Source organism: Candidatus Zixiibacteriota bacterium, from assembly GCA_040753495.1.
Lineage (GTDB): Bacteria > Zixibacteria > MSB-5A5 > GN15 > PGXB01 > DYGG01.
Window position 1 is genome coordinate 1 of sequence record JBFMEF010000187.1, and the last position, 12,463, is coordinate 12,463.

At 51.9% G+C, this 12,463-nt stretch carries 15 protein-coding genes and 1 pseudogene; 3 read left to right on the plus strand and 13 right to left on the minus strand.

Features of this window, described 5'->3' with window-relative positions:
• The 11 genes from AB1690_12200 to AB1690_12250 form a co-directional block, all read right to left on the minus strand.
• On the minus strand, positions 1–253 hold a 253-nt coding region (locus AB1690_12200; GenBank protein MEW6016068.1), incomplete at its 3' end, for a hypothetical protein.
• A gap of 1 nt (position 254) precedes the next feature.
• Positions 255–554 carry an NADH-quinone oxidoreductase subunit NuoK gene (gene nuoK, locus AB1690_12205; protein MEW6016069.1) on the minus strand — a complete coding sequence of 100 codons (300 nt, stop codon included), beginning with the start codon at positions 552–554 and terminating at the stop codon, positions 255–257.
• Positions 555–1,058 (minus strand): NADH-quinone oxidoreductase subunit J, encoded by a 504-nt coding sequence (locus tag AB1690_12210; protein ID MEW6016070.1) that lies wholly within the window; start codon positions 1,056–1,058, stop codon positions 555–557.
• On the minus strand, positions 1,058–1,690 hold the full coding sequence (locus AB1690_12215; protein MEW6016071.1) for an NADH-quinone oxidoreductase subunit I: 633 nt from the start codon (positions 1,688–1,690) through the stop codon (positions 1,058–1,060). Before AB1690_12215 ends, AB1690_12210 begins: the two co-directional genes overlap by 1 nt.
• Complete coding sequence (nuoH, locus tag AB1690_12220; protein MEW6016072.1) at positions 1,687–2,730, minus strand: NADH-quinone oxidoreductase subunit NuoH; 1,044 nt, start codon at positions 2,728–2,730, stop codon at positions 1,687–1,689. The genes AB1690_12215 and nuoH overlap by 4 nt, the downstream gene beginning before the upstream one ends.
• Entirely contained in the window at positions 2,730–3,839 is a 1,110-nt protein-coding gene (locus tag AB1690_12225) for an NADH-quinone oxidoreductase subunit D (GenBank protein MEW6016073.1), read from the minus strand. The genes nuoH and AB1690_12225 overlap by 1 nt, the downstream gene beginning before the upstream one ends.
• Positions 3,836–4,306 (minus strand): NADH-quinone oxidoreductase subunit C, encoded by a 471-nt coding sequence (locus AB1690_12230; protein ID MEW6016074.1) that lies wholly within the window; start codon positions 4,304–4,306, stop codon positions 3,836–3,838. Before AB1690_12230 ends, AB1690_12225 begins: the two co-directional genes overlap by 4 nt.
• 11 nt (positions 4,307–4,317) lie before the next feature.
• On the minus strand, positions 4,318–4,824 hold the full coding sequence (locus AB1690_12235; GenBank protein ID MEW6016075.1) for an NADH-quinone oxidoreductase subunit B family protein: 507 nt from the start codon (positions 4,822–4,824) through the stop codon (positions 4,318–4,320).
• Complete coding sequence (locus tag AB1690_12240; GenBank protein MEW6016076.1) at positions 4,815–5,168, minus strand: NADH-quinone oxidoreductase subunit A; 354 nt, start codon at positions 5,166–5,168, stop codon at positions 4,815–4,817. Before AB1690_12240 ends, AB1690_12235 begins: the two co-directional genes overlap by 10 nt.
• Positions 5,169–5,431: 263 nt before the next feature.
• Positions 5,432–6,595 (minus strand): MFS transporter, encoded by a 1,164-nt coding sequence (locus AB1690_12245; protein MEW6016077.1) that lies wholly within the window; start codon positions 6,593–6,595, stop codon positions 5,432–5,434.
• Between the two features lie 9 nt (positions 6,596–6,604).
• Entirely contained in the window at positions 6,605–6,988 is a 384-nt protein-coding gene (locus tag AB1690_12250; protein ID MEW6016078.1) for a RidA family protein, read from the minus strand.
• 149 nt (positions 6,989–7,137) lie between these two features.
• Between AB1690_12250 and AB1690_12255 the strand changes: the two genes are divergently transcribed.
• Entirely contained in the window at positions 7,138–7,908 is a 771-nt protein-coding gene (locus AB1690_12255; protein ID MEW6016079.1) for a DUF6081 family protein, read from the plus strand.
• 123 nt (positions 7,909–8,031) lie between these two features.
• Here AB1690_12255 and AB1690_12260 read toward each other — a convergent pair whose 3' ends face one another.
• Positions 8,032–9,300, minus strand: coding sequence for an asparagine synthetase B (locus AB1690_12260; GenBank protein ID MEW6016080.1), 1,269 nt, complete (start codon positions 9,298–9,300; stop codon positions 8,032–8,034).
• Positions 9,301–9,460: 160 nt separating this feature from the next.
• On the opposite strand from AB1690_12260, the gene AB1690_12265 reads away from it, so the two are divergent.
• Together AB1690_12265 and rsgA are read left to right on the plus strand one after the other, a co-directional pair.
• On the plus strand, positions 9,461–10,258 hold the full coding sequence (locus AB1690_12265) for a transglycosylase SLT domain-containing protein (GenBank protein MEW6016081.1): 798 nt from the start codon (positions 9,461–9,463) through the stop codon (positions 10,256–10,258).
• Between the two features lie 678 nt (positions 10,259–10,936).
• Positions 10,937–12,004, plus strand: coding sequence for a ribosome small subunit-dependent GTPase A (gene rsgA / locus AB1690_12270; protein MEW6016082.1), 1,068 nt, complete (start codon positions 10,937–10,939; stop codon positions 12,002–12,004).
• 385 nt (positions 12,005–12,389) lie between these two features.
• Here rsgA and AB1690_12275 read toward each other — a convergent pair.
• Positions 12,390–12,463, minus strand: a pseudogene (locus AB1690_12275) (IS3 family transposase).

Sequence of the window (12,463 nt, forward strand, 5' to 3'; positions counted from 1 at the left end):
CCGTCAGCGGGTCAAGATAAATCCCCAGTTCCAGGCTGAAATTCGGCAGGGTGATAAACGGAATCGCCTTTTCATACAGCTGGCCGTGGCGCCCCAGCATTTCGACCATGACCAAGACCGAATGGAGAAAGCCGAGAAGAATCATCCCTATCGACAGGTATGACGAGAGTTTCTCTTTCCACCGCGTGAAGAAAACAATCATCACGAAAGCGAAAAGGGGATAAAACATTATCAGATAGGCATTCTCGAGCATATCACCACTTCATAATATTAATCCGGTCAACATCGATTCCCCGCCAGTTGCGATAAAGGAGCAGCACAATTGCCAGCCCGACCACCGCTTCGGCGGCGGCGACAACGACCACAAAGATGGCGAAAATTTGACCGGTCAGGTTGTCAGGATTGATATATTTATTAAAGGTCACCAGATTTATATTGACGGCATTGAACATCAATTCCAGCGACATCAGGATTCCGACAGCGTTGCGGCGGGTCAGCACACCGAAGATGCCGATGGCGAAGAGTATCGCGGCTAAGGCGAGATACTGAAGCATTTATGCACCTTCCTTTCTCGCCAGCACCACGGCGCCGATAAGGGCCGCCAGAAGCACCACCGAGACTACTTCGAAGGGAAGCACAAATTCATTCATCAGAAGTCTGCCGATAGTCAGGGTGTTGTCATTCGGAAGCGGATTCTCTGACAACTTCCAGACAGTATTTGCCAGGGAGCCAAGACTGGCCAGCAGGAAACCTGCGCAGATAAATATCGCCACTGTCACCTGCTCGTTGCTCTGTCTTATTTCTTTGCTTGCCAGCTGCGATGTCAGCATTATGGCAAAAATTATCAGGACCGAAATCGCCCCTACATAGATTAGCACCTGCACCGCCGCCAGAAATTCGGCATGCAAAAGAATATAGATTCCAGCCACGCCGAACAAGGTCAGAATTAGAAATAATGCCGAATGGAAAATATTCCGAAGTGTCACTACATAGATGGCGGAGACAATAATGACAAACGATAAGAGATAGAATATGACTTGAGAGACTTCGCCTTCCATCAGTTCCCTTCTCCCAGATTCTCTTTATTATCGCCCGTCGCCGGCTTTGGCTCTTCAGCCTCTTTTCCCGGATTGACCGCCGCTTCGGACTTTGAAGTATCCTTCTCAGACTCGGTGGATGTTTCCGCTTTCACCGCCGGTTTCGGCGCCGGCTTTGCCGCCGGTTTTGCCTCCGGTTTCTTCCGCTCCGGCTTCTCGTACGGGACATCCCGCCCCACTTCCTGAAGTTTATCGGTATGCCAGACCAGGTCTTCTTTGTTCAATGTCGAAAATTCATACTTAGTCGCCATTTTCAGAGCCGCGAAATTGCAGGCTTCCTCGCAGAGACCGCAGAAACAGCACAGTCCCTGGTCAACGACGAAATCTTTCAGGATTCTTTTCCCCTTTTCATCTTTATCGTACTGGATATCTATTGCCGCGGTGGGACAGGCCCGCATGCAGAGCATGCAAACAGTGCAGTTCAACTCGCCGGTCTCTTTATCGGAAAGCAGCACGACAATGCCGCGCGACCGCTCCGGCATAGTCCATTTCTCGGTGGGGTACTGCACGGTGACAGCATGCCGTCCCAGATGTTTGCCGGTGGTGAATAGCCCCACCACCAGATTCTTTATGCCGCTTAACAATTTCTTCACCAGTTAAACCACTCCGAGTATTTCATCCACCCGGCGATGATAAGGTTAGCAAACGAGACTGGAAGCAAGAACTTCCAGGAAAATTCCATTAATTGGTCCACCCGCAGACGGGGGAAAGTCCAGCGGAACCACATCAGCACAAACACCAGCGCCAGCGTTTTGAGCATGAACCAGATCCATGACGGCAGCCAGGGACCCTGCCAGCCGCCGAGAAAGAGGGTCGTTCCGATGGCGGCGACGGTGAACATATTGACAAACTCGGCGAAGAAGAACATGGCGAATTTCATTCCGGAATATTCGACATTGAATCCCGCCACCAGTTCCTGTTCCGCTTCCGGTAAATCAAAGGGGGTGCGGTTCGATTCAGCGGTGCCGGCGATTAAGTAGATAATGAAGGCAATCGGTCCGAACGGCAGACGGAAAATGTACCACTGGTAAATTTTCGCCTGCGATTCGACAATCTGCACCATCGAAAGCGACCCGGCGAACAGCACGATACTCAATATCGACAGAACCATCGGGACCTCATAACTGACCACCTGCGCCGCCGAGCGCATTCCGCCGAGGAGGGCATACTTGTTATTGGAGCCCCATCCCGCCATAAGCAGCGATATGATGGTAAAAGTAGTTATGGCGACAATATAGAGGATTCCGATATTCAGGTCGGAAACTATCAGCCCGGCTCCGAACGGAATTGTAACATACGCCATAAACGCCGCCACGAAAGCGACTATCGGCGCCCAGTAAAACACAGGACGGTCGGCTGTCGCCGGAGTGATATCTTCTTTTTGAATCAGTTTCAGCATATCGACAATTGTCTGCAGCCAGCCATGCCAGCCGGTTCGCATCGGACCGAACCGCTGCTGAATATGGGCGGAAATCTTCCGCTCCCACCAGACCAGAAAGAGCGCCACCACTGCCAGGAATCCAAAAACGACCAGCGCCGCCACCATATATGAGATTATATCCACCCAAACCTGCGGCAGCCCCGTGGCGACCAGCTTCTCATAGAGATATTTGAAAATTCCGGCGATTTCCATCAGCGGTCCACCTCCGGCATGATGATATCCATTGATGCCATAACCGCCACCAGGTCGGCAATCTTGCCGCCTTTGACTATCTCCGGCATAACTTGCAACTGATTGTAAGAGCCGCCGCGCATTTTCACCCGAAGCGGCTTCTTGGAATCACCGACCGATTGTATATATATCCCCATTTCGCCGCGGGAATTTTCGATACGGCTGTACAGTTCCCCTTTGGGCGGCTTGAAGTTCGGCGGAAGTTTGGTTTTTATATCGCCTGCCGGAAGTTGTTCCAGAGCTTGCTTTACGATGCGCAGCGACTGCCGCATCTCCTCCATCCGGACTAAATATCTATCGTAACAATCCCCGACGGTGCCGGTCGGGATATCGAATTCGAAACGGTCATAGAGCGAATAAGGGTCATCCCGCCGCAAATCGAATTTCACGCCCGAAGCCCGTAATGCCGGACCGGAAACGCCGTACCCCAGCGCCAGTTCCTTGCTTAAGATTCCGACATTCCTGTTGCGCACAATCCAGATCGGGTTTTCCGTAAGTAATTTCTCGTAGTCGTCAACTTTCCTGGGGAATTTATCGATAAACTCCTTTAACTTCGGGATAAATTCCGGCGGAATATCGCGCGAAACGCCGCCTATTCGAATATAATTATAGGTCAGTCGCTGCCCGCAGGTCATCTCGAACAGGTCGAGAATATCTTCCCTTTCCCGGAAACCGTAAAGAAACGGGGTCACCGCACCCAGGTCGAGCGAGGTGGTTCCGTACCAAATCAGATGGCTGGCGATACGATTCAGTTCGAGCATTATTACCCGAAGGTACTCCGCCCTCTCCGGCGCCTGAATGCCGGCCAATTTTTCGGTGGCAAGGCAGAAGGCATACTCGCAGGACATCGAGGTGCAGTATTCAAACCGGTCTAAAACCGGCAGGCATTGATGATATGTCCGGTTCTCGCAGATTTTCTCAAGGGCGCGATGCAGATATCCGATATACGGCACCGCTTTCAACACCACTTCGCCATCCATCGTCAGAAGAAACCGGCAGACCCCATGCGTTGAGGGGTGGTGCGGTCCCATATTGACCAGGAATTCTTCGGTCCGGAACGGCGCGCTCATGATTCCGGCATCCTTACAAAATCCGGAGCATCCCAGTTTTTCCGCATCGGGTATCCCTGGTCCCAGTTGTCGGGAAGAAGAAAGCGGGTCAGATTCCCATGATTGCGGATATTGATGCCGTAAAGCTCCCAGACTTCTCTTTCATGCCAGTTGGCGCCGGGCCAGATTGACTGCACCGACTCCACCTCGGCATTTTCATACGCCATCACCACTTTGAAATCAAAACGGATTTTATTCTTGACGGATGCAACCGAATAGACAACTTCGAATCTCTCGCCGGTATCGACTCCCGCGATATTGCAGAGGAAATCGATATGGAGGGTCTCATCGGAGTTGATAGATTTGCAGAACTCGAGAAGGAACTCGTTTTCGAGTTTGAAAACAGGCTCGACTTTGCCGGTTTCGAGAAGCTCGACTTTTCCGGCAAACTTATCGAGGATATATTTGGTCAGGGCGGCTTTGTCCATCAGAGATGCAATTAACTCCAGTCCCCAATTTTTTGCTTTTTAATTTTCTTCTGCAGGGTCAAGCACCCTTCCAGAAGCGATTCCGGCCGCGGCGGACAGCCGGGGATATAGACATCAACCGGCACAATATGGTCAATCCCTTTTTCCACGGCATAACTGTCGTAGTAGAACGGTCCCCCTTTGACGGTGCATCCGCCCATGGCAATAACATATCGCGGTTGCGCCATCTGGTCATATAATAACCGAAGCCGCGGCGCCATCTTTTTGGTAATCGTGCCGGCGGCGATAATCAGGTCGGCCTGGCGCGGAGAAGCGCGGAAAATCATCCCGAAACGGTCGAAGTCGTACCGTGACGCCCCGGTCGCCATCAGTTCTATCGCGCAGCAGGCGGTGCCAAAGAGAAGATACCAGATGGAACTTGCCTGCGACTGGCTTAGAACATAATCAAGCGAGGTCGCCACTATCCCGCCGCCCGGGAAATGCTCTAAGTAAACCGGAAGTTTCTTTATTACACCCATTTCAGCACTCCCTTCTTCCAGGCGTAGAACAGTCCGAAAAGGAGGATGAAAATGAATATTATCATTTCGATTAAAGCATAGAGTCCCAGTTGCCCAAACGCCACCGCCCAGGGAAAGAGAAAGATCGCTTCAACATCGAATATGACAAAAATCAGCGCAAAGATATAAAAGCGGTTATTGAACTGAATCCAGGAATTTCCAATCGGCGGCTCGGCGCATTCGTAGTTTTGAGTTTTGGCCGGGTAGGGGTTGGCAGGACGAATCAGCCGGGAAAGGAAGAAGGTGAATAGCACCAGCCCTATCCCGACGAATAGGAAGATAATTATCGCCAAATATTCCGACATCTTATTGTCACCTCATAATTATACGCATCAACTTTGTGACAATAATCACAAATTAAGGGGACAAAAAAACACCTTTTTCCGGATTTGTCAAGCGATTTATAAAAAGAATCGCCGCGATTGATATCTTATGGATTTAATTGCAGTTATATCAGAATTCCTATCAGAAAATGAGGAAAACAAATGATTCAGACCTAGAGAGAAGTTAAGATTACAGACGACCGATAATAAATCGATTTCACTGCCCAAATGCCGTTTCAAACTCCTCACTTATATTTGCTTTTGACTACCATCACCACCGCCCCCCCTATCCCCACCGCCACCGCCGCAGAAAGATAAAACAGCACAGGTACCACGGTTGTCTGAACAATCAGTCCCGCCGTCAGTCCGGCAAGCACCTCTCCGATGGAATTTACCAGGTTGAATCCTGACAGGAATGTAGCCCGGTTGTTTCCGCGATAGAAGCGATTAAGATTGGTTGAAAGAACCGGGCGAATCAATTCCTTGAGGGCGAAAAAGAGAATCAGAAATGCTGCCGCGGACCATGACGGCGCTATGGCTGTCGCGGCGATGGAAATACCGGCTCCGAACAGAAGTATTGACAGGGTCATCCGCAGGCGCTCATAATATTTTTCCAGCCTACGGCTCAATGCCAGCACCAGAAGCGAGCCGGAAAGAGTAATCAGCCCGAAATAGGTGATATCAACCATCTTTATCTCGCTTAACAGCACCTGCCAGAACTGGTCCACCCCTTCAAACGAGAAATTGACCAACGCTCCCACGGCAAATAACAAGGCGATAACCGGAACACGCGAAACCGACTCAATGAGCGCTTTGAAATCGACTTTGAGTGACGTCCTCTCGCCTGTCAATCTGCTTCTATGCACTTCTTTCAAAAGGAAAGACGACAAGAAACCGGCAAAGAAAATGAAAGTAAAGGGAAGAAAAAGGTACTCCGGCGCCGCTCCTCCGATTATCCCGCCGGCAATCATTCCCAGTGACAGAGCGGAGGTCTTAACAATGGTCCGGGTGGAGAATAGACGGTTCAAGTTTTGCGACCGGTTGCCTTCTCCTGTGGAATCGACCGCCAGCGCTTCCAGCGCCCCGGAGATGAAGGTCTCCCCCACGCCGAACAGAATCTCCGCCGCCAAAAATCCGTAAAACGATTTCCATCCCAGGAAGACCGCCCCGGAGATGGTCAGAAGGAAAAATCCAATTGCCGTTGACAGCTTTCGTCCAAACCGGTCGGCAAAAATGCCGGTGGGAAGTTCAAATATGATTATGGTCGCTTCAAATACCGCCGCCAGAAGCGCCACCTGAAAAAGGGTAACATCATACAGGCGAAAATAGATGACATAAACCGGCAGGATAAGCCCCCCGGCCAAAGAGAGCGCCGCCTCCAGAAAATAGAAAACCCGAATGTTTCTCAAGTTCAATTCTTAGACCATCGCGATCGCTTCAATCTCGACTTTGACATCTTTCGGCAGACGCGGCACTTCGACCGTCGCCCGCGCCGGCATGTCAAAAGTAAAGTATTTGCCGTAAACTTCATTCACCGCGGCGAAATCGTTCATGCTGGTCAGGTAAATGGTGGTTTTCACCACATGTTTCATCTCCGCTCCGGCCGCAAGAAGAATCGCCTGGATATTTTTGAGCACCTGCTCCGCCTGTTCGGCCGCCGTGATTCCGATAATCTTCCCCTCTTTCGGGTCAAGCGGTATCTGCCCGGAGCAGAAAATCATTATCCCGCACGGAATTTTGATTGCCTGCGAATAAGGTCCAATCGCCGCCGGCGCGCCTGACGTCTTGATTACTTCCTTCACTTTTTCTCCTCTCTAACATTGAGTTATCATTCCTGTTTTGCTGCAATAGAATAACCGGCAGTATTGCCACTGTCAACAAGCAATCCTTTCTCGCAAAACCGCCGAATTTGCGTATAAGATGAAAACTAATCAAAAAATGCGAGGTATGTATGCAGGAAACCGCCCACGCCACCGCCATAGAACTGAAAACTTATGATGATTTCAAAACTCCCAAGCTCGACCCGACCAAGTGGGTCACCGCGAAACTTCCTTTGGGTGATGGAAACTACTGGGAATATTACGACCCTAACACGGTGGTCAAGACTGGAAACGGACGATGCGAAATCACGGTCAATCCATTCTCCCGGAGCCATAACCAGATTCAGATTGCCGACAATCCGAAAACCTTGTATGCCTCGGCCGAACCGATAAAGATCGGCAAGGATGATATATTGACTGTCTCGGTTGATATCGCCGCTATCGCCCATAACAACAACCGGCATGACCTTTACGACGCCTTTATTACTTTCAATCTTTTCGATTTCAACAGCGGCATCGTGCTTGATTTTCTTCTCAACGGCAATCTTATCTACGCCTTTTATGAACGTCTCTTTATACCCGGGGTCACTGATGAAACCACCGCTTTTACTCGTGCCGCCGACCTCGCGGTCAACACCAGACCGGGGCAATTCCATAATCTGATTATGACTTATGACCGGAAATTCGATACGGCCTTGTGGATTGTCGATGGCCAGCCGATGTATCGTGTCCCGCACATGCCGGTGAAAGTGGACCAGTTCCTTATGGGCATGGGACTGATGACCCTCAAACCGATTGCGGCGCCGTTTCCTTATTATTTTCCGAAATCGACGTCGCTTCACGGCCAGGGAATAACCGGCATCTGGTCAAATTACCGGGTGGGATTGACGCCGAATTCTTGACGGGCCGAGCTCTGAGCGATTTGTGTCATCCTCGATTCGAATACGACAAGAGTCGCAATAGCGAATCCGTCATTTTTATGATTGAATGCGGCAAGAGCCCGCCGCAGGCTGGTACACCCGACCTTATGTCTTCCTCTCTTTTTTCTTCGCCGCCGGGAAAAGCACGTTGTTCAAAATCAACCGGTACCCCGGCGAATTCTTATGAAGCGTCAAATCGGTCGGCGGGTCCTCCACCATATGCTGGTAATCCTCCGGGTCATGTCCCGAAAGAAAAGTAAAGGTTCCCCGCCCGAAGTTTCCGTGGATATACCGCACTTCATCAAACCCTTCCACTGTCCCCAGGATGGTGACATATTTCTTCAGATGCGACCGTCGGAAGGCGGTGGTCTGTCCCATAAAGCCCTTGACCATCCCTACATGGTCCTGCACCAGCATGGTCGGTACCGGGTCAAGCTTGGCGGAAAATTCAAAGAGAACAAAGTAATCATTGTCCGGTGACGGGAAGCGCATCATCCGCTCCGGATAGGTGTCGATATCGCTGTGGCGGTACAGCAGCGGGTCGAGGACAATATGGAAGTTTTCAAACGCCAGGGTCTGGGAATAATCGAGACGTTGCTGCGCATCCGGATCAACCGGGTCCCCGTCAAATTCCCGCGGGCAGATGTCGACCCCTTCAGCGGCAAGGGCGATATCGATAGTCTCCGGCGCCGAGCACATCGAGAAGAGAAAGCCGCCTCGTCGCACGTAGTCTTTGATGGTTTTAGCCACCTCCAGTTTCATCTCGGAGACTTTGCGGAATCCCAGTTTTCGCGCCAGCGATTCATTCGCTTCCACTTCCTGGCGGTACCACAGCTGATTATGAAAATTGGCGTAAAATTTACCATATTGCCCCGTGAAATCTTCATGGTGCAGATGCAGCCAGTCGTAGTCATCAAGTACGCCTGAGATTACCTCCTCATCCCAGATTAAACTGTACTTGATATCGGCGTAAGAAAGGGCCAGGGTGACGGCGTCATCCCACGGCTCCACGTTTTTGGGAGAATAGACTGCAATCGCCGGAACCTTTTCCAGCACCACCCGCTCCATATTTTCCACGTCGATAGTCCGGTAAATATCAGCCAGGTCGGCGGAGGTAATCTCGGCCGCGGTGACCCCGCGAATCAGGCAGAGACGGGCAATCTCCGGGTCGGAGTCTATTACAAACGATCCGGCGCGATAATTCAAAAGCCATTCCACCTTTTTCCCCATCTCGAGCGCTTTGAAAGCGATACCGTACGCCTTGAGGTGGTCGGCTTGCTCTTCATCCATCGGAATTAATGTAACCTGCGCTGAGACGGCTGCGGAGGTGAAGAAAAGCAGCATAGCCAGGAGAATAATTTTGGTCTTCTTCATAATTCAATATAATATAACGTTACATCGGCAGCCTTGTTTTACTTATACAACTGTCATTTCTGGAAAATCCGGACTTTCTGCCGATAAGATATTCAAAAGCGATTTCCTCACCGCTAAAAAATCCGTATCCTTAATGAATGAGACAACTTGAGGAACAGTCATGAGCCAATCCCTTCAGAGACGCGACTTTCTCACCCTCTGCGCCGGTATCGTTCTTGCCCCGCAGAATCTTCTGACCGCCGCGGATGAGACTCCCGACCGCGACCTGCAGAAAATCCTGCGGGAACTCCCCCACGCCAAACCGCATATTCCGCGGATTCAAGCCGCCTGCGAGAAATATGCCCCGCTCTATCCGGTTCCGTTGGTCTGGCCTGCCAAAATGGTAGCGATTGAGTCGGCATATAACCCTGATGCCATCTCCAATTCTTATGCGGTCGGCTCCGCGCAGTTCATGCCGGCCACGGCCCGCGAAATGGGCGCCCATGTTCCTCCCGCTGAGGAATTTGCCAAACAGGAGGAGGTTCTTACTCTGCGGCGGCAGTACCAGTCCAAATTTGAAGAGGCAGTAGCCTCCTTCCGGCGCGGCGACGACAGTCTCGCCGCCCACCATCGCGAAAAAGCCCGCACCCTCCAGCAGATGCATGACGAAATTCATATGAAGACTATGACTGAATTCAAGGAGAAAGTTTTTGCGATGACGGTGGACGAGCGGCGTAAGTACGATGCCCGTTTCGACCCCGCCGTCTCCGATGACCTTATGGTGCATTATATGGCAGTTCTCTGCCGCGCTGTTAAGAAAGAACTCAACCTGATAGATGACGCGCATATTCTTCTGCTGGCGGCTGTTGCCTACAACGCCGGTATCGGCAACGTCAAACGGAAATCAGGTATCCCGGTTGTTTCGCAAAATGTCGAATACGCCAACAAACTGATGCTCTTCCATAGTCTGAAATTGTGAATCTATCTTCCGCAGGGCACGAGCCCCGGCTCGTGCCTGTCATTCCCGCGCAGGCGGGGGAATCCAGAAGGTGCGCATACACACTGGCTCTTAAGCCATTTCATCATATATCTCCGTCAATTTCCGCTTGATTATTCCGATAATCCGACTATATTAGATGCGGTTGCTATAGAGTTAACAGAAACCTGCAGAAAACCTGAAATAAGGAGGCGTGGCTTTATGTACAAGAAAGTCGCAGTCTTAATGATGCCGTCACGCCCGCGGGTACTCGTAGCCGGAACTGTCTCTCTCGCATAAGTTCTCTCCGGTTATCCCCTCAGATTGAATCGAAATTCCGCGGGTGGGGAAGTCTGCCTGCGCGGAAACCAACCGCCTCGGTCGCTTTCCTCGGCGAGTCTTCGACCGGGGCGACTCACGCCTCAAGAGCAGAAACGTTCGGAAAGGAGAAATTATATGCCGGTCATAAACGAATTCGCATTTTCTGGTAGGTCAAGACCCTCGACCAGAGTGGACTCAAACCATGGCGGTCGAGCGGTCTTGACATTGCAATATGAAACAAATCGAGTAGGTCGAAATTCTTCCTTGGGCGCCGCTGGTAACTTAGGTTTCGACATCACAGCATAGTCAAAACCCAGGGGGATTTTGACCTACTCGAACAAAACGACAAGGACTTTAGCGATGAATCTTTTGAACCTGGGCTTTTCCCAGTTTTTCGAGGACAATTTCGGACGTTACCGTGGCGATAATCTCCGACCGCTGCGGATAGCCCGTCAACATAAGAATCTATATATCGGTCTTGATGAGACCGGCGAGTGGCAACTTGATCTTGCCGGAAGATTCCGTCACGAGGCGGACAACGGCGGCTCTTTCCCAACTGTCGGCGACTGGGTGGCGGTCGCAGCCCGCGAGGAAAACCATGGCACGATAAAGGCGCTTCTTCCGCGCAAGTCGGTCTTCCTGCGGAAGGAAGCGGGATTGCGCACGGCGCAGCAGGCGGTGGCGGCGAATATCGACACCATCTTTATCGTGAACGGCCTCGACGGCAACCACAACCTGCGCCGTCTGGAGCGGTATCTGACGCTCGCCTATGAGAGCGGCGCCGCGCCGGTGATTCTGCTGAATAAGTCTGACCTCTGTGACGATATCGAAGCGGTCACGTCTGAGGTCGAGACGCTGGCTATCGGGGTGCCGGTGCATCCGGTCAGCGCCCTTTCGGGCGATAGCCTCTCCCCGCTGGCGGAGTATCTGACACCCGGCAGGACGGCGGCGTTTATTGGGTCATCGGGCGTCGGGAAATCGAGCCTTATCAATCGGCTTCTCGGCGAGGAGCGGATGCTTGTGCAGGAGATAAGCGAGCAGGATGCCGCCCGGGGACGTCACACCACTACTCATCGCGAACTGATTCTGCTTCCGGAGGGGGGAATGGTGATTGATACCCCCGGTATGCGGGAATTGCAGGTCTGGGGGGACGATGACGGGCTGAAGCAGGCGTTTGATGATATAGAAGCGCTCGCATCAGGCTGCCGTTTCCGCGATTGCGCGCATAAGGGCGAGCCGGGATGCGCTGTGCAGGCGGCGGTGGAAACGGGCGCGCTCGATGCCGACCGACTTCGCAGTTACCATAAACTCAAGAAGGAGCTGCGGTATCTGGAGGCGAAGCAGACGCAGAAGGCGAGCCTGGTGGAGAAGTCCCGCTGGAAACAGATATCGCTTCTCCAGCGCGCGCATAAGAAGCAGGGGATGTGACACTTTGCGCGGCAGATGTCCACATCTGCCCGTATCTGTCATTCCCGACCTGATCGGCCTGCCCGCCTGTGGCGGGGGAATCCAGACAGTTGTGCACGAGCCCCGGCTCGTGCCTGTCATTCCCGCGAAAGCGGGAATCCAGAACTGTGCGAAACTCCGCCTTAAGCGGAGTTCACCTCTTCCGGCAATTGTCATTCCCGCGCAGGCGCGGAATCCAGAACTCCGCGCCGTCGGGAGTCCCTCCCGACGGTTCCTGTCTTTGCCGAGCCGAATAGAAATCCAGGGGAATGTCAAGTCCGCCCGACCATCCAGATGATGGCAAAGTCGGTCGGGGGACTGTGCTTCCCCCGATTTGTGGGACACGTAAATAAGCATAACTGTTTTCATTTTCGAAATCAACCGGGCTTAAGTATTTCAGAGTTGAGTGTCGTCTTTGACGATTATAATATATCTCAATCC